Raw genomic sequence first — 972 nt, 5'->3', positions numbered from 1 at the left:
GGTGGAGGCTTGTCCCTTGAGCAAACTTCAGCGCGTGCCCGCGCCCGAGGCTTGGCCGACCTCAATGCCATGGCTCTACATAAACGACTTTGCACCTCGCGCCCCTGGCTGGAGGCGCTTTGCATTCACGTATTAGGAGAGATCCGATCTCGACTCGGTGAAGGCCCCGACTTCTGGCTGCCAGGACGGCAGTTGCGCGTGCTGGACGCCAGCGATATTCAGGAGCCTGGTGCCACCGGCACTGACTGGCGACTGCACTACTCCCTGCGGTTGCCGCAACTGTGCTGCGACTTTTTTGAGATCACCAGTAAACACGGGGGCGAAAGTCTGCGCAGGCTTCCGGTGCAACAAGGCGATCTTGTGCTGGCGGACCGGGCCTATAATGACCGCAAGGCCATCGCCTCCATCAAGGCCGCTGGAGCCGATGTCATCGTGCGCTACAACAGCGGTGCGCTGCCGCTGGAGGACAAGGATGAAAAACCTTGGGAGCCTTTGCCCGTGCTGCGTTCGTTGGTTGTGGGTCAAATGATCGAGTGTCCCGTATGGTTGCGCGTCGGCAAAGAACCCGGACAAGTGATCCCCGCGCGGCTCTGCGCCCTGCGCAAAACCCCTGAAGCTGCCGCTAAAGCTGAGCGCAAAGCCCGCTACAAAGCCCGCTGCCAAAAGAGCATCCGACCCGCCACACTGGAACTGGCACATTACGTGGTGGTGATCACCACGTTATCGGCTCAAACGCTTGATTGCACCGCAGTTCTTGAATTTTACCGAGCACGATGGCAGGTGGAACTGGCGTTTAAGCGGCTCAAAAGCCTGCTGCAAATGGGGCAGTTGCCCAAGCACAAGGAAGCCTCCAGCCGAGCGTGGATGCAGGGCAAAATCTTGGTGGCATTACTCATTGAGCGAATGATGTGCGAAGCACGATATTTTTCCCCTTGGGGCTACCCCTTGCGAAGAACTCCGGCAGTGGAATCT

The 972-nt window shown here is 58.7% G+C and carries 1 protein-coding gene; it reads left to right on the top strand.

Annotation, left to right across the window (positions count from 1 at the left end; translation table 11 throughout):
- Nucleotides 1-51: 51 nt before the first annotated feature.
- The coding region (locus tag FEM03_RS24175) for a transposase (RefSeq protein ID WP_138089003.1) at nucleotides 52-972 on the top strand (921 nt) is incomplete at its 3' end.

The organism is Phragmitibacter flavus, from assembly GCF_005780165.1.
GTDB classification, from domain to species: domain Bacteria; phylum Verrucomicrobiota; class Verrucomicrobiia; order Verrucomicrobiales; family Verrucomicrobiaceae; genus Phragmitibacter; species Phragmitibacter flavus.
Note: the sequence above shows the minus strand (reverse complement) of the source record. Positions and strands in the feature narration are given on the sequence as shown.